Genomic DNA, 26,312 nt, shown 5'->3' with positions numbered 1-26,312 from the left:
CCGGCGGCGGGGCTGACACCAGCCTACGTACCCCAACGACCGGGCCGTAAGGTTGGCACGCGACTTCGACGAGGAAGTGAGGGCAGCGTGAGCGAGTTCGTGCGGCTGGAAACAAAGGACGGCATCGGCACCATCCGACTGGAGCGGCCGCCGATGAACGCGCTCAACACCCAGGTGCAGGAGGAATTGCGCGCCGCCGCGGCCGCCGCCACCGCCGACCCGGAGGTCCGCGCGGTCATCGTGTACGGCGGGGAGAAGGTCTTCGCCGCCGGCGCGGACATCAAGGAGATGGCCGACATGTCCTACGTGGACATGGCCGAGCGGGCGGCGGACCTCTCCAGCGCGCTGGGCGCGATCGCCCGGATCCCCAAGCCGGTGGTCGCCGCGATCACCGGGTACGCCCTGGGTGGCGGCTGCGAGCTGGCCCTGGCCTGCGACTGGCGGGTGGTGGCCGAGGACGCCAAGCTGGGTCAGCCGGAGATCAAGCTGGGCATCATCCCCGGCGCCGGCGGCACCCAGCGGCTGGCCCGGCTGGTCGGCCCGGCCCGCGCCAAGGACCTGATCATGTCCGGTCGGATGGTCGACGCCCAGGAGGCGCTCCGGATCGGCCTGGCGGACCGGGTCGCCCCGGCCGACCGGGTCTACGACACCGCGGTCGAGCTGGTGACGCCGTTCCTGGCCGGCCCGGCGCAGGCCCTGCGGGCGGCCAAGGCCGCCGTCGACGGCGGCCTGGACATGGACCTGAACTCCGGCCTGGCCTGGGAGAGCCAGCTCTTCGCGGCGCTCTTCGCCACCGACGACCGGCGCGAGGGCATGGCCGCCTTCGTCGAGAAGCGCAAGCCGGGCTTCACCGGGCGCTGAGCCGGACCGGGTCGGCGGCGACCGGAGGGCGCCGCCGACCCGAGAACGGTTCACATCGCGCGTACCGGCCAGTAGCGTGTGACTCCGCATCTGCGACGAGGGGAGCGGCGATGACGGAACGGGCCGAGGGTCACGGCGGGGAGTTGGCGCTGGCCGCCCTGCGCGCGCACGGCGTACGGGAGATGTTCACCCTCTCCGGCGGGCACGTATTCCCGCTCTACGACGCCGCGCACAAGGCCGACTTCCCGATCTACGACGTCCGGCACGAGCAGTCCGCGGTCTTCGCCGCCGAGGCGGTCGCCAAGCTCCAGCGCCGCCCCGGCCTGGCCGTGCTCACCGCCGGCCCCGGCGTCACCAACGGCATTTCCGGGCTGACCAGCGCGTACTTCAACGCCTCCCCGGTGCTGGTGCTGGGTGGGCGGGCCCCGCAGTTCCGCTGGGGCTCGGGCAGCCTCCAGGAGATGGACCACCTGCCGCTGGTCGCCCCGGTCACCAAGCACGCCGAGACGGTCTTCAGCGCCGACGACATCCCGCGCGCGGTCGCCGCCGCCCTGGCCACCGCGCTCACCCCGCACCGCGGCCCGGTCTTCCTCGACTTCCCCCTCGAGGCGGTCTTCTCCGTCGGCGACGCCGACCTTCCCGCGCCGGCCGCCGTCGACCCGGTCGAGCCGGACCCGGACGAGGTGGCGCGGGCGGCCCGGCTGATCGCCGCCGCCGAGCGGCCGGTGATCATCGCCGGCTCCGACGTGTACGCCGGTGACGCCGTCGCCGCGCTCCGCGAGGCCGCCGAGGCCCTCGGCGTGCCGGTCTTCGCCAACGGCATGGGCCGCGGCGCGCTGCCGCCGGAGCACCCGCTCGCCTTCGCCAAGGCCCGCCGGGCCGCCCTCTCCGGCGCCGACGTGGTCGTGGTGATCGGCACCCCGCTGGACTTCCGGCTCAGCTTCGGCGACTTCGGCGAGGCGACCGTGGTGCACATCGTCGACGCCCCGAGCCAGCGGGCCGGGCACGTGCAGCCGGCCGCCAGTCCCGCCGGCGACCTGCGACTGATCCTCTCCGCGCTGGCCGACCACCCCGGTGACCGGGTCGACCACACCGACTGGATCGCGCAGCTGCGTACCGCCGAGGACGCCGCGCGGGCCCGCGACGCCGAGGAGATGGCCGCCGGAACCGACCCGATCCGCCCGGCCCGGGTCTACGGCGAGCTGCGCAAGGTGCTCGCCGCCGACGCGATCACCATCGGCGACGGTGGCGACTTCGTCTCGTACGCCGGCCGCTACCTGGAGCCCGCGCAGCCCGGCACCTGGCTCGACCCCGGCCCGTACGGCTGCCTCGGCACCGGCATGGGCTACGCGATGGGGGCCCGGGTCAGCCACCCGGACCGGCAGATCTGTGTGCTGATGGGCGACGGCGCCGCCGGCTTCTCGCTGATGGACGTCGAGTCGCTGGTCCGGCAGAAGCTGCCGGTGGTCATCGTGGTCGGCAACAACGGCATCTGGGGCCTGGAGAAGCACCCGATGCGGGCCATGTACGGCTACGACGTCGCCGCCGACCTCCAGCCCGAGCTGCGCTACGACAAGGTCGTCGAGGCGCTCGGCGGCGCGGGTGAGACGGTGGCGAAGGCGGCCGACCTGGGCCCCGCCCTGGCCCGGGCGTTCGACGCCGGGGTGCCGTACCTGGTGAACGTGCTGACCGACCCGACCGACGCGTACCCGCGCTCCTCGAACCTGGCCTGAGCCGGCCCGTCGCCGCCGTCGCCGGGTGCCGGCGGCGGCGGTCGTGATTCGGCCAACAGCAAAATCAGCGGTTTGTCAGCGCCCGTCACCGTACCGTCAGACCCGTCGCTCATCGTGAGGTGACCAGCGATAACGACGGGAGTTCGCATGACGTACGCGATCCGCGCCGAGGGGCTGGTGCGCCGCTTCGGCGCCACCACCGCCCTCGCCGGAGTCGACCTGGAGGTCCCCACCGGGGCGGTCTTCGGGTTGCTCGGGCCCAACGGGGCCGGCAAGACCACGGCGGTACGGGTGCTCGCCACCCTGCTCGCCGCCGATGAGGGGCACGCCACCGTCGGCGGCTACGACGTCCGGCGCGACGGGCACCGGGTGCGCCAGCTGATCGGCCTCACCGGCCAGTACGCCTCGGTCGACGAGACCCTCACCGGCACCGAGAACCTGCTGCTCATCGGCCGGCTGCTCGGGCTGGGCCGGTCCGCCGCCCGGGCCCGGGCGGCGGAGCTGCTCGCCGACTTCCAGCTCACCGACGCCGCCGGCCGGGCCGCCAAGACCTACTCCGGCGGCATGCGCCGCCGCCTCGACCTGGCCGCCAGCCTGGTCGGCCGGCCGCAGGTGCTCTTCCTCGACGAGCCGACCACCGGCCTGGACCCGCGCAGCCGCAACGAGCTGTGGGACATCGTGCGCCGGCTCGTCGCCGACGGGGTGACCGTGCTGCTGACCACGCAGTACCTCGAGGAGGCCGACCAGCTCGCGGGCCAGATCGCGGTCGTCGACCACGGGCGGGTGATCGCCCAGGGCACGCCCGAGGAGCTGAAGGCGAAGACCGGCGGGCAGGTGCTCACCGTCCGGCCGGTCGACCAGTCGGACCTGCCGACCGTGCTCGCCATCGCCGGCGAGGTGGCCCGGGCGACCCCGGAGGTCGCCCAGAACACGGTGACCGTGCCGGTGAACGACCCGGGCGTGCTGCCCGCCGTGGTCCGCCGCCTCGACGCCGCCGAGGTGCACGTCGCCGAACTGGCGTTGCGCGGCTCGAGCCTGGACGAGGTCTTCCTCTCCCTCACCGGCCACCGGGCCGAGCAGGACGCGTCCGCCGACGTACTCGAAGGGACCCTGGCATGACCGCCGTCACCGCGACCGCGACCCCGCTCGCCCCGGCCCGCCGGCTCGGCGTCGGCGCCGGCCTGCGGCACACCCTCACCCTGGCCTGGCGCAGCCTGGTGCAAATCAAGCACAACCCGATGGAACTGCTGGACCTGAGCATCCAGCCGGTGATGTTCGTGCTGCTCTTCACGTATGTCTTCGGCACCGCGATCGCCGGTTCCTCCGGCGAGTACCTGACCTTCATGCTGCCCGGCATCATGGTGCAGAACGCGCTCTTCGCCACCATGACCACCGGGTTCGGGCTGAACAACGACCTGACCAAGGGCGTCTTCGACCGACTCCGGGCGCTGCCCATCGCCCGCTGGGCGCCGCTGGCCGGCCGGATCCTCGCCGACACGGTGAAGCAGGCCTGGTCGATCGCGCTGCTGCTCGGGGTCGGGATGGTCCTCGGCTTCCGGGTCGGCAACGGCGTACTCGGCGTGCTGGCGGCGTTCGCCCTGCTGCTGGCGTTCACCCTGGCCGCGTCGTGGATCTCGGTGCTGGTCGGAGTGCTGGTCAGCGAGCCGGAGAAGGTGCAGATCTTCGGCTTCATGGTGATCTTCCCGCTCACCTTCACCAGCAACATCTTCGTGCCGACCGACCGGATGCCCGGCTGGTTGCAGAACTGGGTGGAGGTCAACCCGGTCACCGTCGTCGCCGACGCCCTGCGCGGGCTGCTGGTCAGCGGTCCGGTCGCTGGCCCGGTGCTGCAGACCCTGCTCTGGGGCGCCGGCATCGCCGTGCTCTTCGCCCCGCTGGCGGTGCGGGCCCTCAAGCGTCGAGTGTGACCGAGGTCACCTAGACCTCGGGGCGGTCCTCCTCGCGCGGCGGGTCGCCCTCGCGGTTCCGCAGGTCGTCCTCCCTGCGGCGCAGGTCGTCCTCCCAGCGGCGGAACAGCTCCTCGTCGTCGCGGCGGGACCGCTCGGCGATGGATCCGAGGAATTCCGGGTCGTCGTCCGGGGCGACGGGTCGGCGCCGGTCCCGTCCGGTGGGGGCGGGTTCCGCCGTCCCGGGGCGGGCCGGCGTGGCCGGGCGGCCGGCGAGGAACCAGGCGATCGAACCGACCAGCGGGAAGAACAGGATGATCAGCACCCACGCGATGCGGGGCAGCGCGCGGATGGTCCCCTCCTCGGCGGAGAGGCAGCTGATCAGCGCGCAGACGGCGAGGACGATCTGAACCGCGAAGAGCAGGAGGGACAACCGGGCCATGCCCCCCATGATGGCGCACCGCCGCCCGTCACCACACCCCGCGTAGGACGAGCGGCACGGCGAGCAGCGCCAGCCCGGCGGTGGCCAGCGCGACCAGCGGCAGGGCGCGGGACCCGACCCGCAGCGGGCCGCGCCCGGCGGCCCGTTCCCAACAGATCGCGAGCGCCCCCAACCAGACGGCCAGCACGGCCGCGGCGAGCAGCGCGCCGGCCGGGTCGCCGGTCAGGGCGAGCCGGACCGCCAGCACGGTCACCACGGTCAGCGCCAGCGCGGTACGCCGCCAGGCCAGCCGGGTGCGCTCGGGTTGCAGCCCGGGGTCGCGGGTCACCGGTCGCCGACCGCCCGGACCAGCACCGCGGCCACCAGCAGCAGTGACCCCACCGCCACCAGCAGGGCGAGGACGGCGGGGAAGCGGGAGGCGGGCAGCTCCTCGCCGAGCCGGATGGCCCGCTCGGTGCGGGCCCAGTGGTCGACCGCCCGGACCGCGACCGTGCCGCCGAGCAGGAGCAGCGCGACGGCGATCGCCTCACGCAGGTGCCGCACCGGCAACGGCGGCAGGAACTGGGCGGCGGCGAGACCGCCGGCGATCAGCGCCAGCCCGGTCCGCAGCCAGGCCAGGAAGGTCCGCTCGTTGGCCAGGGAGAAGCGGTAGTCGGGGGTGGCCCCGACCGACCGCAGCTCCGACGGGTCGAACCACCGCCTGATCGCCTGCCACACGGCTGCGATTATCCGCTTTGTTCCCGTCATAGCCTGGACCGATGACCGATCTTGACCCGCGCGTGCTGCGCGACGCATATGACAGCCAGCTCCGTCCGGAGATCCCCGACCCGGTGCCGGCCGGGGTGACCGTCGAGCGGGACGGGCCGCTGGTCCGGATCCTCGGCCTCGACCTGGGCGGTTTCCTCACGTACCGGACGCTGGACGGGCTGGCCGGCCCGGAGCTGGACGCCCTGATCGCCCGCCAGGTCGAGTACTTCCGGCAGCGGGGGCAGTCGACGGAGTGGAAGCTCAACGCGCACGACGAGCCGGCCGACCTCGCCGACCGGCTGCGCGCGGCGGGGTTCGTGCCGGAGGACCGGGAGACCGTCCTGGTCGGGCCGGTCGCGCCGCTGGCCGGCGCCGTCCCGGTGCTGCCCGAGGGGGTACGCCTGCGCGAGGTCACCGCCCGGGAGGATCTGGAGCGGATCGCCGCGATGGAGGAAGAGGTCTGGCGGTCCGACCGGAGCCACCTGGTGACCGGCCTGGCGAAGGAGATCTCCGCCGACCCGCAGTCGATCACGGTGGTGGTGGCGGAGGCCGACGACACGGTGGTCAGCGCCGGCTGGGTCCGGTACGTGGCGAACACCGGGTTCGCCGGACTGTGGGGCGGCTCGACGCTGGAGCGGTGGCGGCACCAGGGCATCTACCGGGCGCTGGTGACGTACCGGGCGCGCCTGGCCGACCAGCGTGGAAAGACGCTGCTCCAGGTGGACGCCTCGGAGGACAGCCGACCGATCCTGGAGCGACTCGGCTTCGTCCCGGTCACCACGACGACCCCTTACGTCTACACTCCGTGATGATGCAGCAGTTGACGGACGACGAGCGGCTGACCCTCAAGACCGGCGCCTTCGGCGCCGTGTTCCTGGTCTCCAACGCCGACCCCGGGATGTTCGCCATGATCCGGGAGAGCATCGCCGCGTCCGACGCGATGGCCGACGCCAGCGGGCTGGTGAAGGAGGCGCTCACCACCGGCCCGCTGCCCCGGTTGCCCCGGGAATCGGCCCTGGAGGTGGAGTCGGTGGTGCTTCCGGCGCTGGGTCGGGCCGTCGACATCCTGCGCGAGAAGTCGCCCGGGGACCTGGCCGTGTACCGGGACGTGGTGCTGGCCGCGGCGGAGCGGGTGGCCCGGGCCAGCCGGGGGGTCGTGCCGGCCGAGGCGGCGGTGATCGAGCGGATCAGGGGAGCGCTGGCCGAGCCGGCGTGATCCGGGCGTCAGGCCCCGCCGACGCGGGGCCACCGGTCGGGTCGCGGTCCGGGCTGCTCCAGAGGATGTGCACCGCGTCCCGGACGCATTCGTCCCGCACCCGCCCGCAGGCGCACCGGTACGTCTCCGGCGGCTCCACCCGGCCGCACCGGCCCGGGAGGGCGTCGCGCGGCACCGACCCGTCACCGTCTTGTCCTGACATAGTACGACACCTCCCTTTTTGGGAGTTTACCCAGACCGGCGGTGCGCGGTGAGTTGTGTCACTCTGAGTGCCCGGAGAGCCGAAGCTACTGGCAGGTAACATTGCGCCGTGGGCAAGTGCACAGCAGCCCGCGGTTGACCGGGCGTCAACGGACGCGCGAGGCTGCGCCCGTGACCGGGCGAGCAATCGCAACACCAAACAGGAGGGTCGTCGAAGCGCGATGAACATCGTCGTACTCGTCAAGCAGGTGCCCGATTCGGGCGCGGACCGCAACCTGCGTTCTGACGACAACACCGTCGACCGCGGTTCGGCGAACAACGTCATCAATGAGATGGACGAGTACGCCATCGAAGAGGCGTTGAAGATCAAGGAGGCGCACGGCGGCGAGGTCACCATCCTGACCATGGGTCCGGACCGGGCGACCGAGTCGATCCGCAAGGCGCTCTCCATGGGCCCGGACAAGGCCGTGCACGTCGTGGACGACGCCCTGCACGGGTCCTGCGCCGTGGCCACCTCGAAGGTGCTCGCCGCCGCGCTCGGTCAGCTGGGCGCGGACCTGGTGATCTGCGGCGCCGAGTCGACCGACGGTCGGGTCCAGGTCCTGCCGCACATGATCGCCGAGCGGCTGGGCGTCGCGGCGCTGACCGGCGCCCGCAAGCTCACCGTCGACGGCGGCACGCTGACCGTCGAGCGGCAGACCGAGGAGGGCTACGAGGTGGTCACCGCCTCGACCCCGGCCGTGGTCTCCGTCTGGGACACCATCAACGAGCCGCGCTACCCGTCGTTCAAGGGCATCATGGCCGCCAAGAAGAAGCCGGTGCAGACGCTCTCCCTGGGTGACCTCGGTGTCGCCCCGGCCGAGGTGGGCTTCGACGGCGCGACCAGCGCCGTGCTGGAGCACACCAAGCGTCCGCCGCGTTCCGGCGGCGCGAAGATCACCGACGAGGGCGAGGGCGGCGTCAAGCTGGTCGAGTTCCTCGCCACCGAGAAGTTCGTGTGAGAGGTCTGGACATGTCTGAGGTTCTCGTCGTCGTCGAAGCCACCCGGGAATTCGGCGTCAAGAAGGTCACCCTGGAGATGCTCACCCTCGCCCGCGAGCTGGGCACCCCCAGCGCGGTGGTGCTCGGCGGCGCCGGCGCCGCAGAAACGCTGAGCGCCAAGCTGGGCGAGTACGGCGCGGAGAAGATCTACGCCGCCGAGGGCGAGGAGATCGACGGCTACCTGGTGGCGCCCAAGGCCACCGTGCTGGCCGAGCTGGTCACGCGGGTGCAGCCCGCCGCCGTGCTGCTCGCCTCGGCCCAGGAGGGCAAGGAGATCGCCGCCCGGCTGGCCGTCAAGCTGGACAACGGCATCCTGACCGACGTGGTCGGCCTGGCCGCCGACGGCACCGCGACCCAGGTCGCCTTCGCCGGCTCCACCATCGTCAAGTCCAAGGTCACCAAGGGCCTGCCGCTGGTCACCGTCCGGCCGAACTCGGTCAACCCGACCCCGGCGCCGGCCACCCCGGCCGTCGAGCAGCTCACCGTGTCGGTCACCGACGCCGACAAGCTGGCCAAGGTCGTCGACCGGGTCGCTGAGCAGAAGGGCTCCCGCCCCGAGCTCACCGAGGCCGGCGTGGTCGTCTCCGGCGGTCGTGGCGTCGGCAACGCGGACAACTTCAAGCTGGTCGAGGAGCTGGCCGACCTGCTCGGCGGCGCCGTCGGCGCGTCCCGCGCGGCGGTCGACTCCGGCTTCTACCCGCACCAGTTCCAGGTCGGTCAGACCGGTAAGACCGTGTCCCCGCAGCTCTACGTCGCGCTGGGCATCTCCGGCGCGATCCAGCACCGGGCCGGCATGCAGACCTCGAAGACCATCGTCGCCGTGAACAAGGACGGCGAGGCCCCGATCTTCGAGCTGGCCGACTTCGGTGTGGTGGGCGACCTGTTCAAGGTCGTCCCGCAGGCCGCCGAGGAGATCCGCAAGCGGAAGTGACCCCTGCCCGGGGCGGCGCATCGCGCCGCCCCGACGCGGGCGTTCCTACTCGCGCGCATACGGAGAAAGAGTGGTCATCCTTCACGGGATGGCCACTCTTTCTCCGTATGTGTTCCCGTTCCCGTTGCGGGGGAAGGGAGCTGATCGGCGGGCCGGGGAGCTGAGCCGGCCCGCCGATCAGCCCGTCAGGGTGCCCCTCAGCAAACTGTCGCCGGAGTGGGCGGGCTTGTTGTCGTACTGCTCGGTGGAGACGTCGACCACAGAGTATGCCTGAAGATCGACGTTCGGTGGCAACGGCAGCAGCGGATCTCCCGACCCCGTCGCGCAGCACACCGATCGAGAACATCTCCATGTTCTTCGGATTGATCAGCCAGACCTCGTAATACCCCGGAACGTCCGGGAGATTCGCGACGTGCAGGTGCAGTCGGCCGTCGGTGAAGATCCGGGCGTCGCCGTTCGCGTCCTTCGGCGTCGTCCCGTACCCGGCCAGCGGCGCGCTGGCCAGCACGATCTGCTGCGGCGCGGGCTGGTCGCGGTCGGTCTGGCGGAGCACGGCGAGCGTGCCGGCCACCCCGATCGCGGCGGCGGCCGTGGCGGTGACGACGGTGGTGGCCGGCCCGGGTCCCGCGTCCGGCGGTCCGGCGTCCGGCGGGTCGCCCCTCGGCCGTTAGGCTGAACGGTGATGGCATACCTGGATCACGCGGCGACCACTCCGATGCTCGACGAGGCGTTGGCGGCGTACGTCGCCACCGCCCGCGAGGTCGGCAACGCGTCGTCGCTGCACGCGGCGGGCCGCCGTGCCCGGCGGCGGGTGGAGGAGTCCCGCGAGCGGGTGGCCGCGGCGCTGGGCGCCCGCCCCTCCGAAGTGATCTTCACCGGCGGCGGCACCGAGAGCGACAACCTCGCGGTCAAGGGCATCTTCTGGGCCCGGCGCGGGAAGGCCGGCCACCGGGTGCGGGTGGTCTCCAGCGCGGTCGAGCACCACGCGGTGCTCGACGCGGTGGACTGGCTCGCCGACCACGAGGGCGCCGAGGTGGGGTGGCTGCCGGTCGACGCGGCCGGCCGGCTGGACCCGGAGCGGCTGCGGGCCGAGCTGACCGCGCACGCCGACCGGGTCGCCGTGGTCACCGCGATGTGGGCCAACAACGAGGTCGGCAGCGTCCAGCCGGTGGCCGAACTGGCCGCCGTCGCCGCCGAGCACGGGGTGCCGTTCCACACCGACGCGATCCAGGCGGTCGGCCAGATCCCGGTCGACTTCGCGGCCAGCGGCGTCTCGGCGCTCACCGTCACCGGGCACAAGCTCGGCGGCCCGACCGGGGTCGGTGCGCTGCTGCTGGCCCGGGACGTCGCCGCCACCCCGCTGCTGCACGGCGGCGGCCAGGAACGCGACGTCCGCTCCGGCACCCTCGACACCGCCGGCGTCGTGGCCTTCGCGGTGGCCGTCGAGGCCGCGGTGAAGGGCCAGCAGGAGTACGCCGCCCGGGTCGCCGCGCTCCGCGACGACCTGGTCCGGCGGGTCCGCGAGGCGGTGCCCGAGGTGGTCTTCAACGGCGACCCGACCGACCGGCTGCCCGGCAACGCGCACTTCTCCTTCCCCGGCTGCGAGGGGGACGCGCTGCTGCTCCTGCTCGACGCCCAGGGCATCGCCTGTTCCACCGGCTCGGCCTGCTCGGCCGGGGTGGCGCAGCCCTCCCACGTGCTGATCGCGATGGGCGCTGACGACGACCGCGCCCGCTCCTCGCTGCGCTTCACCCTCGGCCACACCAGCACCCCCGCCGACGTCGACGCCCTGATCGCCGCCCTCCCGGCGGCCGTCGACCGCGCCCGCCGCGCCCGCCGCGCCGCCGCCCTCCGCCCTCCCCGCTGACCCCCACCCCCCACCCCGCTCCGCGTCGATCCCCGAGCTGTGGTGATTCCCGGAGCGTGATTTGTCGGCGTTTGTCGCCCGCCACCATTTCGTGATCGACGGTGCAGGGCGTGGTGAGCGCCGCAGGGGTGTGCGGCGGGCGGGGGATGGGGCGGCGGGGTGGATAGGCTCGGGGGGTGAAGGAGGCGTGGCGGTGAGGATTCTGGCGGCGATGTCGGGCGGGGTGGACTCCGCTGTGGCGGCGGCACGCGCGGTGGAGGCCGGGCACGACGTGACCGGGGTGCACCTGGCGCTGGCCCGCAATCCGCAGACCTACCGCACCGGGGCCCGCGGCTGCTGCACCCTGGAGGACTCCCGGGACGCCCGACGGGCCGCCGACGTGATCGGCATCCCGTTCTACGTCTGGGACATGGCCGAGCGGTTCCACGAGGACGTGGTGGACGACTTCGTCGCCGAGTACGCGGCCGGTCGTACCCCGAATCCCTGCCTGCGCTGCAACGAGAAGATCAAGTTCGCCGCGGTGCTGGACCGGGCGGTGGCCCTGGGCTTCGACGCGGTGGTCACCGGCCACCACGCCCGGCTCGGCCCGGACGGCCTGCTGCGCCGCAGCGTCGACCTCGCCAAGGACCAGTCGTACGTCCTCGCGGTGCTCACCCGCGCGCAGTTGGACCGGTCGATCTTCCCGCTCGGCGACTCCACCAAGGCCCACGTGCGCGAGGAGGCCGCCCGGCGCGGGCTGGCGGTGGCCGACAAGCCCGACTCGCACGACATCTGCTTCATCGCCGACGGCGACACCCGCGGCTTCCTGGCCGAGCGGCTCGGCGAGGCGCCCGGCGACGTGGTCGACGCGCTCACCGGCACGGTGGTGGGCAGCCACTCCGGCGCGTACGCGTACACGGTCGGGCAGCGGCGCGGGCTGCACCTGGACCGGCCGGCCCCGGACGGTCGACCCCGCTACGTGCTCTCCATCACCCCGAAGACCAACACGGTCACCGTCGGCCCGGCCGAGGCGCTGGAGGTCTCGCAGGTGCGGGCCACCCGCCCGGTCTGGACCGGCGGCGAGCGGCTGACCGGGCCGGTCGAGTGCGAGGTGCAGCTGCGGGCGCACGGCGACGTCGTCCCCGCCACCGTCGCGCTCGACGGCGACACGCTCTCCGCCGAGCTGCGCCGACCGGTCCGCGGGGTGGCCGCCGGGCAGGCGATCGTGGCGTACCGGCCGGATCCGGCCGGGGACGTGGTGCTCGGCTCCGCCACCATCACCGGCTGACCACCCGGGGGCGGGTAGCCTTCGGCCGTGACTGATCAGCCCTGGCCCTGGCCCGCCGGCGCGGCGACCGGCATCGGTTCCCTGCCCGGCACCGACATCGCCGAGGCGCAGCGGGTCGTCCTCGGCGAGCTGCCCGCCCTGCCCCACCTGCCCGAGCTGCCGGCGCGCGGCCCCGGGGCCGACCTGATCGGGCGTACCGGCGGCCTGCTGGTGGAGCTGCCCGTCGAGCTGTACGCGGCCCGCTGGCGGATCGCGCTGCGGCCGGGGCGGGACCTGCGCCGGGCCCGGGACCTGATGGAACGCGATCTGGACCAGCTGGCCGAGCAGGCGGAGGCGTACGCCGGGCCGGTGAAGATCCAGGCCGGCGGCCCGCTGACCCTGGCCGCGGTGCTGGAGCTGCCGATCGGCGGGCGGATGATCCGCGACCCGGGCGCGGTGCGCGACCTCACCGGCTCCCTCGCCGAGGGGCTGCGGCGGCACGTCGAGGCGGTGGCCCGCCGGCTGCCGCGGGCGTCCGTGCTGCTCCAGCTCGACGAGCCGTCGCTGCCGGCGGTGCTCGCCGGCCGGATCTCCACCGAGAGCGGCTTCGGCACCTACCGGGCCATCGAGGCGGGCGTCGCCGGCGCGCTGCTGCGCGACGTCGTCGAGGCGGCCGGGGTGCCGACCGTGGTGCACTGCTGCGCGCCCGACGTGCCGCTGGAGCTGATCCGCTCGACCGGCGCGGTCGGCGTCGCGCTGGACCTCGGCCTGCTCACCGAGCTGGACCCGCTCGGCGAGGCCCTCGACGCCGGGCTGGGCCTGCTGGCCGGCGCCGCGCCCGCGCTGCCGCCGCCGGCCGGTGGCGCACCGACGTCGGCCCAGGTCGCCGACCGGGTACGCAAGCTCTGGGACCGCCTCGGCTTCCCCCGCCGTCAACTCGCCGAGCAGGTGGTGGTCACCCCGGCCTGCGGCCTCGCCGGGGCCACCCCGCAGTACGCCCGGGCCGTCCTCGCCGCCTGCCGGGACGCCGGACGGCGGTTGCACGAGGACTGAGGGTTTCCCGTCGTACCCGCGGGGCAGGATGACCGACATGATTGGACAGCTGCGTTCAGTGGTGATCGACTGCCCCGATCCGCGGGCCCTGGCCGGCTTCTACTCGGAGCTGCTCGGCCTGCCGGTGATCGAGGACAACTCCGACGACGACTGGGTGGTGCTCGGTGGCCGGCCCGGCCACCGGCCCCGGATCGCCTTCCAGCAGGCGCCCGACCTGCGCCCGCCGGCCTGGCCGGATCCGGAGCGGCCGCAACAGTTCCACCTCGACCTCACTGTCGACGACATCGAGACCGCGGAGAAGGCGGCGCTCGCGCTCGGCGCGCGGCGGCTGCCCGGCGGGGGGGAGGGCTTCCGGGTCTACGCCGACCCGGCCGGTCATCCGTTCTGCCTCTGCTGGGACTGACCGGGGCGGTGCCCGCCGAGGCGGGGGTTGCGGGCGGCGGGCATGATCGCCAGCGTGATCGACTCCTCCCTCCGGCGGGCCTCCGGCTCGCTCTTCGGTCTCGCCTACGGTGACGCCCTGGGCAAGCCGACCGAGTTCCTGACCGTCGCCGAGATCACCCGCCGGTACGGCCCCGCCGGCCCGCGCGAGCTGGTCGGCGATCCCGTACTGGTCACCGACGACACCCAGATGGCCCTCGCGGTGGGCTGGGCGCTGCATGAGGCGCCGGCGTACACCCCGGAGGCGGTCGAGCCGCTGCTGCGGCGACGCTTCCTCGACTGGGCGGTCAGCCCGGAGAACAACCGGGCGCCGGGGATGACCTGCCTGCGTGCCTGCGCCGAGCTGGGCCGGGGGCTGCGCTGGCAGGAGGCGACGGTGGCCGGTTCCAAGGGCTGCGGCGCCAACATGCGGGTCACCCCGGTCGGGCTGCTCGACGTCGACCTGGACACCTTCGCCGGCCTGGCCCAGCTCCAGGCCGGCCTGACCCACGGGCACCCGACCGGGCTGGCGGCGAGCGAGCTGACCGCGTACGCGGTGCGCCTGCTGCGCGCCGGTGCCGCGCTGCCGGAGCTGCCCGGGCTGCTCACCGACCGGGCCCGGGAGCAGCGGCGGGTCTACCGCGCCGACTGGCTCGGCGACCTGTGGCAGCGCCCCGGCGTGGAGACGCCGGAGGAGTTCATCGCCCGGGGCTGGGACGAGTGCCTCCGCGCGCTGGCCCGGCTCGACGTCGCGCTCGCCGGACCGGACGACGGCGGTGACCCGTGCGGGCACACCGGTGAGGGCTGGATCGCCGAGGAGGCCCTGGTCACCGCGCTGCTCTGCGCCCTGCGCCACGCCGACGAACCGGTCGCCGCGCTGGCCCGCGGTGCGACCACGGCCGGTGACTCCGACTCCATCGCCGCGCTGGCCGGCGCCTTCCTCGGCGCCGCCCACGGGATGCCGGCCTGGCCGGCGGAGTGGGCCGCCCGGATCGAGTACGCCGGCCAGCTCGCCATCCTCGGCGCGGGCTGGGACTGAGCGGGCCGACCCGTCAGTACAGCCGGGCGGGCACCAGCGCGCCGGCGGCGAGGCACGCCAGCACGCCGCCGGGCAGCAGCCACCAACTGCCGGGCCGGCGCAGCCGGACGAACGCGAGCACGAGGCAGAGGGTTCCACCGGCCACCGCCCGCCGGCACCAGGTGGTGGCAGGCGGGGTGGGCGCGGCGGCGTCGGTCACCCCACCACCCTGACCTGACCGGACCGATCCCGGCAGGTCCGCCCGGTCAGGCCCCGCTCGGCCTGCCGTGCAGTTGTCGGACCTGACGCCAGAGGTCCGGGTCGCAGCTGCCGGCCTGGTTGGCGAAGGCGCTCAGCGATATCCGGACCGGCTCGGCGAGGTCGAGCCAGCTGTCCTGCTCGGCGTCGGCGTCCCAGTCGCGGGTGGGGATCCGCACGTGGTCGTCCCGGTCGCTCTTGTCCTGGCTGGTGATCTTGAGCACCTCGGCGCCCCGGTTGTCGGCGCGCAGCACCAGGCACGGTCGCACCTTGGATCCGGTGCCGTCGTGGTACGGGACGTCGGCCCACCAGATCTCGCCCGCCCGGGGCGTACCGGTGGGGGTGCGCGGCCGGGGCGGTGCGGTCGGGCGGGACCGGTCGCGCGGTGGCCTGCCCCGCTCGGGGCGGGTCCGTCCGTCGCCGCTCGACGGGCGGCCGGCGCGCCGCCGCCACTCGTTCCAGGCCCAGCCGGCGACCACGGCCAGCACCACCAGCACTGCCCAGAGCACCCACTCAGGCATCCCTACCCCTGCCTCTCCCCGCCGCCGGCAGGGCGCCGGCGTGCGGCGATCGTCGCACGGTCGGCAACCGGGCGCCCGTCGGGCGCGTCGGGGGAGGCGGTGGATTGTCCCACCGGGCCGATACGGTGCTCCGGTAGCGTGATCACGGGGAAACCCGACTGGTGTCCGGAGGCGGCAGGGTGTCCGAAGAAGCGATCCCCCAGCAGGTCAGCCCCGCGCAGGAGGCGGCGGCCGGCGGGGAGCCCACCCCCGAGGCGCGGGAGCGGCACGCCACGCTGAGCCAGGAGCTCACCGACCATCAATACCGCTACTACGTCCTCGACGCGCCGACCATCTCCGACGCAGAGTTCGACAAGCAGCTGCGCGAGGTGGAGGCGCTGGAGGCCGAGTTCCCGGCGCTGCGCACCCCGGACTCGCCCACCCAGCGGGTCGGCGGCACCTTCTCCACCGATTTCACCCCGGTCACCCACGCCGAGCGGATGCTCTCGCTGGACAACGCCTTCGCCGACGAGGAGCTGGCCGCCTGGGCCGAGCGGGTCGAGCGGGACGCCGGCGGCCCGGTGCCCTACCTCTGCGAGCTCAAGGTCGACGGCCTGGCCATCAACCTCACCTACGAGCGGGGGCGGCTGGTCCGGGCGGCCACCCGGGGCGACGGGCGTACCGGTGAGGACGTCACTCCGAACGTCCGCAGCATCCGGGACGTGCCGAACCAGCTCACCCCGTCGGCCGAGTTCGGCGAGCTGCCCGAGCTGCTCGAGGTGCGCGGCGAGATCTACTTCCCGGTGGCCGCCTTCGCCGACCTCAACGCGGGCCTGGTCGAGCAGGGCAAGGCGCCGTTCGCCAACCCGCGCAACGCGGCCGCCGGCAGCCTGCGGCAGAAGGACCCGCGGATCACCGCGTCCCGGCCGCTGCGCCTGGTGGTGCACGGCATCGGCGCCCGCAAGGGCTTCTCGCCCACCGCGCAGTCGGAGTCGTACGCGGCGCTGAAGGCGTGGGGGCTGCCGACCAGCGACCGCTGGCGGGTGGTGCCCGACCTGCCCGGCGTCGCGGGCTACATCGCCCACTACGCCCAGCACCGGCACGACGTCGAGCACGAGATCGACGGCGTGGTGGTCAAGGTCGACCCGGTCTCCATCCAGGGCCGGCTCGGCTCGACCAGCCGCGCGCCGCGCTGGGCGATCGCCTTCAAGTACCCGCCGGAGGAGGTGACCACGAAGCTGCTCGACATCGACGTCAACGTCGGCCGCACCGGCCGGGTCACCCCGTTCGCCGTCCTCGAACCGGTGCGGGTGGCCGGCTCGACGGTCGCGCTGGCCACCCTGCACAACGCCCGCGAGGTGGAGCGCAAGGGCGTGCTGATCGGCGACACGGTGGTGCTGCGCAAGGCCGGCGACGTGATCCCCGAGGTGCTCGGGCCGGTGGTCGACCTGCGCCCGGCCGACGCCCGCCCGTTCGTGATGCCGACCACCTGCCCGGCCTGCGGCACCCCGCTGGCGCCGGCCAAGGAGGGCGACGTCGACATCCGCTGCCCCAACAGCCGCAGCTGCCCGGCCCAGCTGCGCGAGCGGGTGTTCCATCTCGCCGGTCGGGGCGCCTTCGACATCGAGGTGCTCGGCTACAAGGGCGCCGCCGCCCTGCTCGACGCCGAGGTCATCGCCGACGAGGGCGACCTGTTCGAGCTCGACGCCGACCAGCTCGCCCGCTCCCCGTTCTTCGTCAACAAGGACGGCAGCCTGGGCAGCAACGCCACCAAGCTGCTGGACAACCTCGCCGTGGCGAAGGAGCGCGACCTGTGGCGGGTGCTCGTCGCGCTGAGCATCCGGCACGTCGGGCCCACCGCCGCCCAGGCCCTCGCCCGGCACTTCCGCTCGGTGGAGGCGATCGACGCGTCCACCGAGGAGGAGCTGTCCTCGGTGGACGGCGTCGGCCCGACCATCGCCGCCAGCATCAAGGAGTGGTTCGCCGTCGACTGGCACCGCGAGGTGGTCCGCAAGTGGGCCGAGGCGGGCGTACGGATGGCCGAGGAGGCCGTCGACGAGGGGCCGCGCCCGCTGGAGGACATCACCGTGGTGGTGACCGGCACACTCGTCGGGTTCAGCCGCGACCAGGCGTCCGAGGCGATCCAGAGCCGGGGCGGCAAGGTCACCGGCTCGGTCTCCAAGAAGACCAGCTTCGTGGTGGTGGGCGACAACCCGGGATCCAAGGCCGACAAGGCGGCCAGCCTCAAGCTGCCCGTGCTGGACGAGGACGGCTTCCGGGTGCTGCTCGACTCCGGACCGGACGCCGCCCGTGGGGTGGCCCGCACCGAGGGCTGAGCGGTCTGACGGCAACAGGTGAATCTTGGGGCCGTATACCAACTTAATTACGAGTACGACCGATTCGTGACTGTCGTGCAGGGGTGAAGGCATGGAGGGCGTTTCATGGGGGCACGGCGTGCGAGCGGCGCGCGCCCGACGTGGCGCCGGGAGGTGCGATGGAGACCGCGGACCCCCGCAACTCGGTGCCGCCCGGTCGGGAGACGCCCTTCGCCGGCTTCGTGGTCGCGGTCGTCGCGCTGGCCCTGCTGGTCTCCGCGGTCCCGCTGATCGGGCTCCCCGACCGGCTGCCCGGGCTACCGGTGGCGTTCTGGACGATGGCGGCGCTCGCCGTCGCCTGCGACGCCCGGCCCTTCGTCCCGCCGGGCCGACGCCAGACCTCGGCGGTCTTCCCGTCGACCTGCTTCACCTTCGCCATCCTGCTCGGCTGGGGGCTCGGCCCGGCGGTGGCGGTGCAGGCCGTCGCGGTCGCCGTCTCCGGCTGGCGGATGCGGCACTCCGTCTGGCGGACCACCTTCAACGCCGCCCAGTACGCCTGCGCGCTGGGCGCCGCGTACCTGATGCTCCGGCTCGGGCCGGGTGCCCTCTTCGCCGGCGGCCGGCTGCGCTGGACCGACGTGGCCGCGGTCGCCGCCGCCACCGTCACCTGGTTCGCGGTCAACTACGGCCTGGTCAGCACCGCGCTGCGGCTGCGCTTCGGCGGCCGGTGGTGGCCCAGCGCGCGGCAGGGGCTGCCGTTCGAGCTGCTCTCCACCGGCTCGCTGCTGCTGCTCGCCCCGGTCCTGGTCACCGCCGCGCGGGCCAGCGCCGCCCTGGTCCCGCTGGTGCTGGTGCCGCTCTTCGCGGTCTACCGGATGGCCCGGCTCTCCACCGAACAGGAGCAGCTCGCCGCGCTCGACCCGCTGACCGGGCTGCCCAACCGCAAGGCGCTGCTCGCCGAGGTCGCCGAGCAGGTGCACCTGCACGCCGAGCGGGTCGCCCGCAACGACCCGGGCGCCCGCCTGGCGCTGCTCCTGATCGACCTGGACCGGTTCAAGAACGTCAACGACGCGCTCGGCCACGCGGTGGGGGACCGGCTGCTGGTCGAGGTGAGCGCCCGGCTGGTCGACGCGCTCGACGGGCGGGACATGCTGGCCCGGCTCGGCGGGGACGAGTTCGCCATCGTCGCTGGCGGCCTGTCCGGCATCGACGAGGCGCGGGAACTGGCCGACCAGGTGGTCGCCGCGCTCGCCGAGCCGGTGTCCCTGGACGGGCTGCCGCTGGACGTCGGCGGCTCGATCGGCATCGCGCTCTTCCCCGAGCACGGCGAGGACTACGCCACCCTGATGCGCCACGCCGACGTGGCGATGTACGACGCCAAGCACCGCAACGACACCGTGGCCGTGTACGCCGCCGAGTCCGACCACAACTCCGCCGAGCGGCTCGGCCTCCTGGCCGACCTGCGCCGCGTACTCGAGGCGGGGCCGCCGGGCGGACGGCCGGTGCGGGGTGGGGACGGCGCGGCGTTGCCGTCCCGGCTCGGCGCGGAGCCGGAACCGGCCGGCGGGACGGGCCGGTGGCGGCTGCGCCGCCGCCGGCCGCGGGTGCGGCTGGACGACTCCGACGAGCTGCTGAACCGGATCCTCACCGGCGCAGATCCGGTCCGCCGCCGGACCGGAGCCCCCGACGCCGGAGCCCCCGACGCCGGAGCCCCCGACGCCGGTACGCCCGACGCCGGTACGCCCGACGCCGGTACGCCCGACGAGCCGCGATCCGAGGCCCCGGTGAGCCCCGTCCCGGCGGACCGGCCGGACGCCGACGCCGAGGTGGACGTCGGCGAGATCACCATGTACTACCAACCGCAGATCGCCATCGCCACCGGCGAGGTGGTCGGGGTCGAGGCGCTGCTGCGCTGGCGGCACCCCCGTCGCGGCATGGTCGACCCGGAGGAGCTGATCCGGGTGGCCGAGCAGAGCGCGGTGATGCGGCTGCTCACCCACCGGGTGGTCGACGACGTGGTGGAGCAGCTGGCCAAGTGGGCGGCGGCCGGGATCACCCAGCGGGCCTCGCTCAACGTCAGCGTCCGCGACCTGCACACCGGGGAGATCGCCGACCGGATCTCCGAGCGGCTGACCCGCTACGGGGTACGCCCCGAGCGGCTGCAACTGGAGATCACCGAGGGCGCGCTGATGGCCGACCCCCGGCGGGTGCTCGCGACGATCACCCAGCTGCACCGGCTCGGGGTGGCCATCTCGCTGGACGACTTCGGCACCGGCTACTCCTCGCTGCAGCACCTGCGCCGGCTGCCGCTGGCCGAGGTGAAGGTGGACCGGTCCTTCGTCCTCGGGATGGCCGACGACGCCGACGACGCGGCGATCGTCCGGTCGACGATCGAGCTGGCCGGCGCGCTCGGGCTGCGGGTGGTCGCCGAGGGCGTCGAGGACGAGCGCACCTGGCGGCTGCTGCACGCGGCCGGCTGCGACGCCGCGCAGGGCTGGTTCTACGCCCGCCCGATGCCGGCCGAGGAGCTGGCCGCCTGGCTGGCCCGCTACCGCCCGGTCCGCCCGGCCCCGCACGCGGACGCGGAGATTCCCCGCCGGCACGCCCGCTGAGCTTGCTGCCGGCCGGCGGTCCGCCGCCCCGTCCCGGCGGGCGGAGGGGGGAGTCGGAGGCGTCGCCGCGAGCGCAGGACAATAGACTCGCTCCGGTCACCGCGCGTCATCGCACCATCGGACCGCGCGGCCGGCACCAGACGCAGCAGGACAGCCACGAAGGGGGCACCGATGGCCGCCATCTCCCGCGAGGAGGTCGCGCACCTGGCGCGACTGTCGCGGCTCGCCGTCACGGAGGAGGAGCTGGACACCTTCGCCGGCCAGCTGGACGTGATCCTCCAGTCCGTCGCCCAGGTCGGCGAGGTCGCCGCGGCGGACATCCCGCCGACCTCCCACTCGGTGCCGCTGACCAACGTGCTCCGCGACGACGTCGTGGTGCCCGGGCTGACCCCGGAGGAGGCGCTGTCCGGCGCGCCCGACGCCGACCAGCAGCGGTTCCGCGTCCCGCGGATCCTGGATGAGGATGTGGCCTCATGAGCGACCTGACCAAGCTGACCGCCGTCGAGATCGCGGGTCTCGTCGCCAGCGGTGAGACCTCCGCCGTCGAGGTGACGCAGGCCCACCTGGACCGGATCGCCGCGGTGGACGACCGGGTGCACGCCTTCCTGCACGTCGACGGCGAGGGCGCGCTGGCCGCCGCCCGCCGGGTGGACGAGCGTCGGACCGCCGGCGAGGAGCTGGGCCCGCTGGCCGGCGTGCCGGTCGCGGTCAAGGACGTGCTCACCACCAAGGGCGTGCCCACCACCGTCGGTTCGAAGATCCTGGAGGGTTGGCGCCCGCCGTACGACTCGACCATCGTGCAGCGGCTGCGCGACGCCGGCACGGTGATGCTCGGCAAGACCAACATGGACGAGTTCGCGATGGGCTCCTCCACCGAATACTCGGCGTACGGCCCGACGCACAACCCGTGGGACCTGGACCGGATCCCGGGCGGCTCGGGTGGCGGCAGCGCCGCCGCGCTGGCCGCGTACGAGGCGCCGCTGGCGATCGGCTCGGACACCGGCGGCTCGATCCGCCAGCCCGGCGCGGTCACCGGCACCGTCGGCGCGAAGCCCACCTACGGCGGCACCTCCCGGTACGGCCTGGTGGCGTTCTCCTCGTCGCTGGACACCCCCGGCCCGTGCGCCCGTACGGTGCTCGACGCCGCGCTGCTGCACCAGGTCATCGGCGGCCACGACCCGCGCGACTCGACCTCCATCCCGCAGCCGGTGCCGGACGTGGTGACCGCCGCGAAGCTCGGCGCCACCGGCGACCTGACCGGCGTGAAGCTCGGCATCGTCAAGGAGCTCACCGGCGAGGGCGCCGAGCCGGGCGTGATGGCCGCGTTCCGCGAGTCGGTCGACACCCTGGCGAAGCTGGGCGCCGAGATCGTCGAGGTCTCCTGCCCGCACTTCCGGTACGCGCTGCCGGCGTACTACCTGATCGCGCCGAGCGAGTGCTCCTCCAACCTGGCCCGCTTCGACGGCGTCCGGTTCGGCCTGCGGGTCGGCGACGACGGCAACCGGTCGCTGGAGGAGGTCATGTCGCTGACCCGGGAGGCCGGCTTCGGCCCCGAGGTCAAGCGGCGGATCATGCTCGGCACGTACGCGCTCTCCTCGGGCTACTACGACGCCTACTACGGTCAGGCGCAGAAGGTCCGGACGCTGATCACCCGCGACTTCACCGCGGCGTTCGAGCAGGTGGACGCGCTGATCTCGCCCACCACCCCGTTCGTGGCCTTCCCGATCGGGGCACGCACCTCCGACCCGTACCAGATGTACCTGGCGGACCTGTTCACCATTCCGACCAACCTGTACGGCGGCCCTGGCATCTCGGTGCCCTGCGGCCTCTCCGACGGCCTGCCGGTCGGCCTGCAGGTGATGGCCCCGACGATGGCGGACGACCGGATGTACCGGGTCGCCGCCGCGCTGGAGTCCGTGGTCGGCACGTTCACCCCACCGGCACTGTGAGGCAGGAGCTCAGATGACGACGACACTGCCCGCGTACGACGAGGTCGTCGCGCGCTACGAACCGGTGATCGGCCTGGAGACCCACGTCGAGCTGGGCACGAACACCAAGATGTTCTGCGGCTGCCCGACCGACTTCGGCGGCGAGCCGAACACCCGGGTCTGCCCGGTCTGCCTGGGCCTGCCCGGCTCGCTGCCGGTGGCCAACAAGGCGGCCATCGAGGCGACGATCCGGATCGGCCTGGCGCTGAACTGCTCGATCGCCGAGTGGTGCCGGTTCGCCCGGAAGAACTACTTCTACCCGGACATGCCGAAGGACTTCCAGATCAGCCAGTACGACGAGCCGCTCTGCTTCGACGGGTACCTGGACGTCGAGGTCAACGGCGAGCTGGTGCGGATCGACATCGAGCGGGTGCACCTGGAGGAGGACACCGGCAAGACGCTGCACGTCGGTGGCGCCACCGGTCGCATCCACGGCGCGACCGAGTCCCTGGTCGACTACAACCGGGCCGGCATCCCGCTGGTCGAGATCGTCACCAAGCCGGTCCCCGGCACCGGCGCGCTGGCGCCGGAGGTGGCCCGGGCGTACGTCACCGAGCTGCGCGACGTGCTCCGCTCGCTGGGTGTCTCCGACGTCCGGATGGAGGAGGGTTCGCTGCGCTGCGACGTCAACACCTCGCTCAATCTGCCGGGCGAGGAGTGGGGCACCCGCACCGAGACCAAGAACGTCAACTCGCTGCGCTCGGTGGAGCGGGCGGTCCGCTCGGAGATCCTGCGGCAGGCCTCGGTGCTCGACGCCGGCGGCCGGATCACCCAGGAGACCCGGCACTTCCAGGAGGACACCGGCGACACCCGGCCCGGCCGATCCAAGGAGACCGCCACCGACTACCGGTACTTCCCGGAGCCCGACCTGGTCCCGCTCGCCCCGGACACCGCCTGGGTGGCCGAGCTGAAGGCCGCCCTGCCCGAGCTGCCCCGGCTGCACCGCCGCCGGCTCCAGGAGCGGTGGGGCCTGTCCGAGGCGGACATGCAGTCGGTGCTCAACGCCGGCGCGGTCGAGCTGATCGAGCAGACCGTTGCCGCCGGCGCCACCCCGGCCGCGGCCCGCAAATGGTGGCTGGGTGAGCTGTCCCGGCGGGCCAACGAGACCGGCGTGGAACTGGCCGACATCGGCGCCACTCCGGCTCAGGTCGCCGAGCTGCAGGGCCTGGTCGACGCCGGCAAGCTCAACGACAAGCTGGCCCGTACCGTGCTGGAGGGCGTGGTGGCCGGCGAGGGCTCGCCGACCGGGATCATGACCAGCCGCAACCTGGAGGTCGTCTCCGACACCGGCGCGCTCACCGCCGCCGTCGACGAGGCGATCGCCGCCAACCCGGCCGTCGCGGACAAGATCCGCAGCGGCAAGGTCGCCGCGGCCGGCGCGCTGGTCGGCGCGGTCATGAAGACCACCCGTGGCCAGGCCGACGCCAAGACCCTCCGTGAGCTGATCCTGGAGCGCCTCGGCGTCCAGGGCTGAGTCCACTCCGAAAGGCCGCCGTCGGACCCGGCGGCGGCCTTTCCCCCTTTTCGAGTACGCGGCCACCCCGCACCCCCCTCGGAGGGCGTCAACGACGACGCCCGGATGGAGCCACCCGTGAACCACCGTGAGCACGACCTCGACGTCCTCGACGAGATCCAGCGGCGGGTGCTCTGGCTCGCCACCCGCATCGTCGACGCGGCCAACCACGACCGGGACACCGGCGACGGGGTGAAGGTCGGCGGGCACCAGGCGTCCAGCGCATCGCTGGTCACCGCGATGACCGCGCTCTGGTTCGCCCACCTGGACGCCGAGGACCGGGTGGCGGTCAAGCCGCACGCCTCGCCGGTGTTCCACGCCATCCAGTACCTGCTCGGCAACCTGGACCGGTCCTACCTGCCGAAGCTTCGGGCGCGCGGCGGGCTCCAGTCGTACCCGTCGCGGACCAAGGACCCGGACGAGGTCGACTTCTCCACCGGTTCCGTCGGGCTGGGCGCGGCGGCGCCGCTCTTCGCCGCGGTCACCCGCCGCTACGTCGACGCGCACTTCGGCGCCCGCCCGCACTCCCGGTTCGTCGCGCTGATCGGCGACGCCGAGCTGGACGAGGGGAACATCTGGGAGGCGGTCGCCGACCCGGCCACCACCGGGCTGGGCAACGTGATGTGGCTGGTCGACTTCAACCGCCAGTCGCTGGACCGGGTCGTCCCCGGCATCCGGATCAACCAGTGGCGCGGCCAGTTCGAGGCCGCCGGCTGGCACGTGGTCGAGGTCAAGTACGGCCGCAAGCTCGCCGAGGCGTACGCCCGGCCCGGTGGCGAGGCGCTGCGCGACTGGATCGACCGGATGCCCAACGAGCAGTACCAGTCGCTGTTCGGGCTGGCCGGGCCGGCGCTGCGCAAGCAGTTCCTGGACGGCGCGGCCGCCGGCGTCGAGGAGTTCATCGCCGACATCCCCGACGACGAGCTGGGCCCGCTGGTCACCGACCTCGGCGGCCACGACCTGGCGGCCATGCTCGACGCGTACGCCCAGTGCGACGCGGTCACCGACCGGCCCAGCGTGGTCTTCGCGTACACCGTCAAGGGCTGGGGCCTGCCGATCGCCGGCAACCCGCGCAACCACTCCGCGCTGCTCAGCACCGAGCAGGTCGACGTCCTGCGCGCCGCGCACGGGCTGAGCGCCGAGACCGAGTGGGACCGCCTCGACCCGGCGACCCCGGCCGGCATCCGGGCCGGCGCGCGTCGGGAGGCGCTGTCCCGCGCGCCGCGCAAGCGCGCGCTCGGGGTCACCGTCCCGGAAGCCACGAAGGTACGCGCGAACAAGCCGGTCTCCACCCAGGAGGTCTTCGGCCGGGTGCTGGTGGACCTGGCCCGCGATCCCGCCGTGGCGCCCTACCTGGTGACCACCGCGCCGGACGTGGCCACCTCCACCAACCTCGCCGGGTTCATCAACAAGACCGGCGTCTTCGCCCCCACCGAGCAGCGCTCCTGGACCGAGGACCGGATGCTGCGCTGGACGGAGAGCCCGTCGGGCCAGCACATCGAGCTGGGCATCTCGGAGATGAACCTGTTCCTGCTGCTGGGCCAGCTCGGCCTGTCCTGGGACCTGTCGGGGCAGCCGCTGCTGCCGGTCGGCACGGTCTACGACCCGTTCGTGCTGCGTGGCCTGGACGCGTTCCTCTACGGCACCTACTCCGGTTCCCGGTTCGTGGTGGCGGGCACCCCGTCCGGCATCACCCTGGCCCCGGAGGGCGGCGCCCACCAGTCCACCATCACCGCCTCGGTGGGCCTGGAGCTGCCCGGGGTGACCTTCCTCGAACCCGCGTACGCGGGCAGCCTGGACTGGCTGCTCTGCGACGCGCTCGGTCAGATCGCCGGGGGAGCGGCGCCGGCCGCCACCGCCGCGCCGGCCGAGGACGGGGCGTACTACTTCCGGCTCAGCACCCGCCCGATCGACCAGGCGCCCTTCGAGGCGGCCCGGGCCCGGATCGGCGACGCGGTGCTGCGCCGGCAGGTGGTCGCCGGGGCGTACCGGCTGGTGGACGCCCACCAGGCGTACCCGCACCTGGCGGACGCCCCGGTGGTCACCCTGGCCGGCTCGGGCGCGGTGCTGCCGGAGGTCCTCGCGGCGGCCGCGGAGCTGGCCGAGGAGGGCATCGCCGCGCACGTGGTGGACGTGACCTCGCTGGACCGGCTCTACCGGGCTTGGCAGCGCACCCTGCGCCAGGGTGTGCGGACCGCGACCGTGCCGAGCGTGCCCGGCGCGCTGCGCGCCGCGTTCGGCGACCGGGCCCCGGTGGTGACCGTGCACGACGCCGCCTCGCACGCGATGGCCTGGCTCGGCTCGGCGCTCGGGGTGCCGGCGGTGCCGCTGGGCGTGGACGAGTTCGGCCAGTCCGGCACCGTCCGCGAGCTGTACGAGTTGCACGACCTGCTCCCCGGCAGCATCGTCAACGCCGCCCTGGCCGCCCTCTCGCTGCGCTGAC

24 protein-coding genes and 1 pseudogene are annotated in these 26,312 nt (G+C 73.8%); 19 read left to right on the top strand and 6 right to left on the bottom strand.

Annotated elements, in window-relative coordinates:
* The first annotated feature begins 87 nt into the window (after window positions 1-87).
* The 4 genes from ACLQ2U_RS21895 to ACLQ2U_RS21880 all read left to right on the top strand — a co-directional run bounded on the left by ACLQ2U_RS21895 (window position 88) and on the right by ACLQ2U_RS21880 (window position 4,522).
* Window positions 88-861 carry an enoyl-CoA hydratase-related protein gene (locus ACLQ2U_RS21895; RefSeq protein ID WP_425752593.1) on the top strand — a complete coding sequence of 258 codons (774 nt, stop codon included), beginning with the start codon at window positions 88-90 and terminating at the stop codon, window positions 859-861.
* Between the two features lie 110 nt (window positions 862-971).
* Window positions 972-2,594 carry an acetolactate synthase gene (locus tag ACLQ2U_RS21890; RefSeq protein WP_425752592.1) on the top strand — a complete coding sequence of 541 codons (1,623 nt, stop codon included), beginning with the start codon at window positions 972-974 and terminating at the stop codon, window positions 2,592-2,594.
* A gap of 147 nt (window positions 2,595-2,741) precedes the next feature.
* Complete coding sequence (locus ACLQ2U_RS21885) at window positions 2,742-3,713, top strand: ATP-binding cassette domain-containing protein (protein ID WP_425752591.1); 972 nt, start codon at window positions 2,742-2,744, stop codon at window positions 3,711-3,713.
* Window positions 3,710-4,522 carry an ABC transporter permease gene (locus tag ACLQ2U_RS21880; RefSeq protein WP_425752590.1) on the top strand — a complete coding sequence of 271 codons (813 nt, stop codon included), beginning with the start codon at window positions 3,710-3,712 and terminating at the stop codon, window positions 4,520-4,522. The genes ACLQ2U_RS21885 and ACLQ2U_RS21880 overlap by 4 nt, the downstream gene beginning before the upstream one ends.
* 10 nt (window positions 4,523-4,532) lie before the next feature.
* Here ACLQ2U_RS21880 and ACLQ2U_RS21875 read toward each other — a convergent pair whose 3' ends face one another.
* The 3 genes from ACLQ2U_RS21875 to ACLQ2U_RS21865 are packed head-to-tail and all read right to left on the bottom strand — an operon-like array spanning window position 4,533 to window position 5,690.
* Window positions 4,533-4,943: a PLDc N-terminal domain-containing protein gene (locus ACLQ2U_RS21875; protein WP_425752589.1), complete on the bottom strand. Its 411-nt coding sequence runs from the start codon at window positions 4,941-4,943 to the stop codon at window positions 4,533-4,535.
* Between the two features lie 28 nt (window positions 4,944-4,971).
* Window positions 4,972-5,271 carry a DUF202 domain-containing protein gene (locus ACLQ2U_RS21870; RefSeq protein WP_425752588.1) on the bottom strand — a complete coding sequence of 100 codons (300 nt, stop codon included), beginning with the start codon at window positions 5,269-5,271 and terminating at the stop codon, window positions 4,972-4,974.
* The gene (locus ACLQ2U_RS21865) at window positions 5,268-5,690 is read right to left on the bottom strand and encodes a YidH family protein (protein ID WP_425752587.1); all 423 of its coding nucleotides are present in this window, start codon (window positions 5,688-5,690) and stop codon (window positions 5,268-5,270) included. Before ACLQ2U_RS21865 ends, ACLQ2U_RS21870 begins: the two co-directional genes overlap by 4 nt.
* A gap of 11 nt (window positions 5,691-5,701) precedes the next feature.
* Between ACLQ2U_RS21865 and ACLQ2U_RS21860 the strand changes: the two genes are divergently transcribed.
* From ACLQ2U_RS21860 to ACLQ2U_RS21845, 4 genes are all read left to right on the top strand, one after another.
* Entirely contained in the window at window positions 5,702-6,499 is a 798-nt protein-coding gene (locus tag ACLQ2U_RS21860) for a GNAT family N-acetyltransferase (protein WP_425752586.1), read from the top strand.
* Window positions 6,499-6,906, top strand: coding sequence for a hypothetical protein (locus ACLQ2U_RS21855; RefSeq protein ID WP_425752584.1), 408 nt, complete (start codon window positions 6,499-6,501; stop codon window positions 6,904-6,906). The genes ACLQ2U_RS21860 and ACLQ2U_RS21855 overlap by 1 nt, the downstream gene beginning before the upstream one ends.
* A gap of 422 nt (window positions 6,907-7,328) precedes the next feature.
* On the top strand, window positions 7,329-8,108 hold the full coding sequence (locus tag ACLQ2U_RS21850) for an electron transfer flavoprotein subunit beta/FixA family protein (protein WP_425752583.1): 780 nt from the start codon (window positions 7,329-7,331) through the stop codon (window positions 8,106-8,108).
* Window positions 8,109-8,119: 11 nt separating this feature from the next.
* Complete coding sequence (locus ACLQ2U_RS21845; protein WP_425752582.1) at window positions 8,120-9,079, top strand: electron transfer flavoprotein subunit alpha/FixB family protein; 960 nt, start codon at window positions 8,120-8,122, stop codon at window positions 9,077-9,079.
* A 177-nt stretch (window positions 9,080-9,256) separates the two neighbouring features.
* Here the strand turns inward: ACLQ2U_RS21845 and ACLQ2U_RS21840 are convergent.
* Window positions 9,257-9,698: pseudogene (locus ACLQ2U_RS21840) on the bottom strand (anti-sigma factor); the annotation flags it as partial.
* 63 nt (window positions 9,699-9,761) lie between these two features.
* Between ACLQ2U_RS21840 and ACLQ2U_RS21835 the strand changes: the two are divergent.
* The 5 genes from ACLQ2U_RS21835 (at window position 9,762) to ACLQ2U_RS21815 (ending at window position 14,704) form a co-directional block, all read left to right on the top strand.
* The gene (locus ACLQ2U_RS21835; RefSeq protein ID WP_425752580.1) at window positions 9,762-10,946 is read left to right on the top strand and encodes a cysteine desulfurase family protein; all 1,185 of its coding nucleotides are present in this window, start codon (window positions 9,762-9,764) and stop codon (window positions 10,944-10,946) included.
* A 193-nt stretch (window positions 10,947-11,139) separates the two neighbouring features.
* Window positions 11,140-12,213 carry a tRNA 2-thiouridine(34) synthase MnmA gene (gene mnmA / locus ACLQ2U_RS21830; RefSeq protein ID WP_425752579.1) on the top strand — a complete coding sequence of 358 codons (1,074 nt, stop codon included), beginning with the start codon at window positions 11,140-11,142 and terminating at the stop codon, window positions 12,211-12,213.
* Between the two features lie 27 nt (window positions 12,214-12,240).
* Window positions 12,241-13,245 (top strand): methionine synthase, encoded by a 1,005-nt coding sequence (locus tag ACLQ2U_RS21825; protein ID WP_425752578.1) that lies wholly within the window; start codon window positions 12,241-12,243, stop codon window positions 13,243-13,245.
* A gap of 37 nt (window positions 13,246-13,282) precedes the next feature.
* Window positions 13,283-13,648, top strand: a complete 366-nt coding sequence (locus ACLQ2U_RS21820) for a VOC family protein (RefSeq protein WP_425752577.1) — start codon at window positions 13,283-13,285, stop codon at window positions 13,646-13,648.
* Window positions 13,649-13,690: 42 nt separating this feature from the next.
* Entirely contained in the window at window positions 13,691-14,704 is a 1,014-nt protein-coding gene (locus ACLQ2U_RS21815; RefSeq protein ID WP_425752576.1) for an ADP-ribosylglycohydrolase family protein, read from the top strand.
* A 13-nt stretch (window positions 14,705-14,717) separates the two neighbouring features.
* Here the strand turns inward: ACLQ2U_RS21815 and ACLQ2U_RS21810 are convergent, their stop codons facing one another.
* Window positions 14,718-14,903, bottom strand: coding sequence for a hypothetical protein (locus ACLQ2U_RS21810; RefSeq protein ID WP_425752575.1), 186 nt, complete (start codon window positions 14,901-14,903; stop codon window positions 14,718-14,720).
* A 46-nt stretch (window positions 14,904-14,949) separates the two neighbouring features.
* Window positions 14,950-15,462, bottom strand: a complete 513-nt coding sequence (locus tag ACLQ2U_RS21805; RefSeq protein ID WP_425752574.1) for a type II toxin-antitoxin system PemK/MazF family toxin — start codon at window positions 15,460-15,462, stop codon at window positions 14,950-14,952.
* A gap of 179 nt (window positions 15,463-15,641) precedes the next feature.
* On the opposite strand from ACLQ2U_RS21805, the gene ligA reads away from it, so the two are divergent.
* The 6 genes from ligA to ACLQ2U_RS21775 all read left to right on the top strand — a co-directional run bounded on the left by ligA (window position 15,642) and on the right by ACLQ2U_RS21775 (window position 26,311).
* Window positions 15,642-17,777: an NAD-dependent DNA ligase LigA gene (ligA, locus tag ACLQ2U_RS21800; RefSeq protein ID WP_425752573.1), complete on the top strand. Its 2,136-nt coding sequence runs from the start codon at window positions 15,642-15,644 to the stop codon at window positions 17,775-17,777.
* Window positions 17,778-17,935: 158 nt separating this feature from the next.
* Window positions 17,936-20,368, top strand: coding sequence for an EAL domain-containing protein (locus ACLQ2U_RS21795; RefSeq protein WP_425752572.1), 2,433 nt, complete (start codon window positions 17,936-17,938; stop codon window positions 20,366-20,368).
* A gap of 171 nt (window positions 20,369-20,539) precedes the next feature.
* On the top strand, window positions 20,540-20,845 hold the full coding sequence (gene gatC, locus ACLQ2U_RS21790; protein ID WP_425752571.1) for an Asp-tRNA(Asn)/Glu-tRNA(Gln) amidotransferase subunit GatC: 306 nt from the start codon (window positions 20,540-20,542) through the stop codon (window positions 20,843-20,845).
* Window positions 20,842-22,317, top strand: a complete 1,476-nt coding sequence (gatA, locus tag ACLQ2U_RS21785) for an Asp-tRNA(Asn)/Glu-tRNA(Gln) amidotransferase subunit GatA (RefSeq protein WP_425752570.1) — start codon at window positions 20,842-20,844, stop codon at window positions 22,315-22,317. The genes gatC and gatA overlap by 4 nt, the downstream gene beginning before the upstream one ends.
* 13 nt (window positions 22,318-22,330) lie before the next feature.
* Window positions 22,331-23,830: an Asp-tRNA(Asn)/Glu-tRNA(Gln) amidotransferase subunit GatB gene (gatB, locus tag ACLQ2U_RS21780; protein ID WP_425752569.1), complete on the top strand. Its 1,500-nt coding sequence runs from the start codon at window positions 22,331-22,333 to the stop codon at window positions 23,828-23,830.
* A gap of 105 nt (window positions 23,831-23,935) precedes the next feature.
* Entirely contained in the window at window positions 23,936-26,311 is a 2,376-nt protein-coding gene (locus ACLQ2U_RS21775; RefSeq protein ID WP_425752568.1) for a transketolase-like TK C-terminal-containing protein, read from the top strand.
* The last annotated feature ends 1 nt before the right edge of the window (window position 26,312 follow it).

Origin of the sequence: Micromonospora sp. DT47 (assembly GCF_049844475.1) — a bacterium.
GTDB lineage: Bacteria > Actinomycetota > Actinomycetes > Mycobacteriales > Micromonosporaceae > Micromonospora.
This window is presented reverse-complemented; position numbering and strand designations above follow the sequence as displayed.

Coding starts and splice junctions, on each gene's coding strand:
- ACLQ2U_RS21890 (WP_425752592.1), top strand. CDS start 972: ATGACGGAACGGGCCGAGGGTCACGGCGGGGAGTTGGCGCTGGCCGCC.
- ACLQ2U_RS21885 (WP_425752591.1), top strand. CDS start 2,742: ATGACGTACGCGATCCGCGCCGAGGGGCTGGTGCGCCGCTTCGGCGCC.
- ACLQ2U_RS21880 (WP_425752590.1), top strand. CDS start 3,710: ATGACCGCCGTCACCGCGACCGCGACCCCGCTCGCCCCGGCCCGCCGG.
- ACLQ2U_RS21875 (WP_425752589.1), bottom strand. CDS start 4,943: ATGGCCCGGTTGTCCCTCCTGCTCTTCGCGGTTCAGATCGTCCTCGCC.
- ACLQ2U_RS21865 (WP_425752587.1), bottom strand. CDS start 5,690: ATGACGGGAACAAAGCGGATAATCGCAGCCGTGTGGCAGGCGATCAGG.
- ACLQ2U_RS21860 (WP_425752586.1), top strand. CDS start 5,702: ATGACCGATCTTGACCCGCGCGTGCTGCGCGACGCATATGACAGCCAG.
- ACLQ2U_RS21855 (WP_425752584.1), top strand. CDS start 6,499: ATGATGCAGCAGTTGACGGACGACGAGCGGCTGACCCTCAAGACCGGC.
- ACLQ2U_RS21850 (WP_425752583.1), top strand. CDS start 7,329: ATGAACATCGTCGTACTCGTCAAGCAGGTGCCCGATTCGGGCGCGGAC.
- ACLQ2U_RS21845 (WP_425752582.1), top strand. CDS start 8,120: ATGTCTGAGGTTCTCGTCGTCGTCGAAGCCACCCGGGAATTCGGCGTC.
- ACLQ2U_RS21835 (WP_425752580.1), top strand. CDS start 9,762: ATGGCATACCTGGATCACGCGGCGACCACTCCGATGCTCGACGAGGCG.
- ACLQ2U_RS21820 (WP_425752577.1), top strand. CDS start 13,283: ATGATTGGACAGCTGCGTTCAGTGGTGATCGACTGCCCCGATCCGCGG.
- ACLQ2U_RS21815 (WP_425752576.1), top strand. CDS start 13,691: ATGATCGCCAGCGTGATCGACTCCTCCCTCCGGCGGGCCTCCGGCTCG.
- ACLQ2U_RS21805 (WP_425752574.1), bottom strand. CDS start 15,462: ATGCCTGAGTGGGTGCTCTGGGCAGTGCTGGTGGTGCTGGCCGTGGTC.
- ACLQ2U_RS21795 (WP_425752572.1), top strand. CDS start 17,936: ATGGAGACCGCGGACCCCCGCAACTCGGTGCCGCCCGGTCGGGAGACG.
- gatC (WP_425752571.1), top strand. CDS start 20,540: ATGGCCGCCATCTCCCGCGAGGAGGTCGCGCACCTGGCGCGACTGTCG.
- gatA (WP_425752570.1), top strand. CDS start 20,842: ATGAGCGACCTGACCAAGCTGACCGCCGTCGAGATCGCGGGTCTCGTC.
- gatB (WP_425752569.1), top strand. CDS start 22,331: ATGACGACGACACTGCCCGCGTACGACGAGGTCGTCGCGCGCTACGAA.
- ACLQ2U_RS21775 (WP_425752568.1), top strand. CDS start 23,936: ATGGAGCCACCCGTGAACCACCGTGAGCACGACCTCGACGTCCTCGAC.